The sequence below is a fragment of the Acinetobacter endophylla genome (assembly GCF_053543775.1).
This window is the reverse complement of record NZ_JBLVOM010000067.1, coordinates 1-984: the sequence shown is the minus strand read 5'-3', so window position 1 is coordinate 984 and position 984 is coordinate 1. Positions and strand designations below refer to the sequence as shown.

At 40.3% G+C, this 984-nt stretch carries 4 pseudogenes; 2 read left to right on the top strand and 2 right to left on the bottom strand.

What is annotated here, in order from left to right:
• Positions 1-213: pseudogene (locus ACNPNW_RS04880) on the bottom strand (hypothetical protein); the annotation flags it as partial.
• 141 nt (positions 214-354) lie between these two features.
• Here ACNPNW_RS04880 and ACNPNW_RS04875 point away from each other — a divergent pair.
• Positions 355-486, top strand: a pseudogene (locus ACNPNW_RS04875) (serine/threonine-protein kinase HipA); the annotation flags it as partial.
• Between the two features lie 137 nt (positions 487-623).
• Here the strand turns inward: ACNPNW_RS04875 and ACNPNW_RS04870 are convergent.
• Positions 624-710: pseudogene (locus ACNPNW_RS04870) on the bottom strand (IS1595 family transposase); the annotation flags it as partial.
• A 72-nt stretch (positions 711-782) separates the two neighbouring features.
• On the opposite strand from ACNPNW_RS04870, the pseudogene ACNPNW_RS04865 reads away from it, so the two are divergent.
• A pseudogene (locus tag ACNPNW_RS04865) lies at positions 783-984 on the top strand (IS66 family transposase); the annotation flags it as partial.

Here is a 984-nt window from a genome sequence, read left to right as displayed (position 1 = left end):
AGTGCAGTCATCATCGATTAAACGGTCTTTTTTAAGATTATAGGTAATCGCGGTATCGTAATAATCTGTCCCTTCAATTTGAGCATACATCGTGACATCATCATTTTCCTCAAAGAACTCAATCGTTTCCCTATCAATGTGTTTAGCATAGCTCAGACTGCGCTGAAGAGTTGCAGTACTAAAGCGAGATAGAAAATTGATCAATAAGGACATAATTACCAGACACCAAAATGTTTATACAATTATAACGGACAAAGCTGTCATTTCAGAACAGTAGGGCTCGCCAACGTATCAGAAGAAAATAAATCCATGCTCAAAAAAAACTTAATGTTTACTACAATGGATGGGGTGAACATTGGCTCGATTTGTAAGGTTGCAATCCTATTCAGCAATATCGCTCATGATCTATTACCTGGACAAATTCAAGTAGAGACTCTCCAAATGATCCAAAATAGGATTGGGCATAATATTCATTTATTGCACTAAATAGCTTTCACAAAGCTTCTATGAAGGGCTTATTCTAACCGTTGTTTTATATCACGGCATAAGCTACACCAGTCACCACACTTCCAATCGCAATCGCTAATAAATATGGCTCTAGACTAGCAGATTTGCACTTAGTTTTACCTAATGAGGTCCCACAACTCTGTTGCTAGCTCATTAGGCTCCCTCATCCAACGCCATTCTGTTTCTTTAAGATGATAGTGAAGGGATTCATCTGCTGTATCTCGAAATAAATAAGATATTTAGCTTATCATGTCAGCCTATTTGCAACAGTGCCCTTTCAGGATAGTCGTTCAGGCCAGCATGCTGCAGAGTTCCTGAATGGCTGGCAGGGCAATCTAGTCTGTGATGATTACAGTGGTTATAAAGCACGCTTTAAATCAGGTCAGGTCATTGAGGTGGGCTGCATGGCCCATGCACGTCGTAAATTCCATGAACTGCATGTGACCGGGAAAAGTCAGGTCGCTGAACAGGCATTGG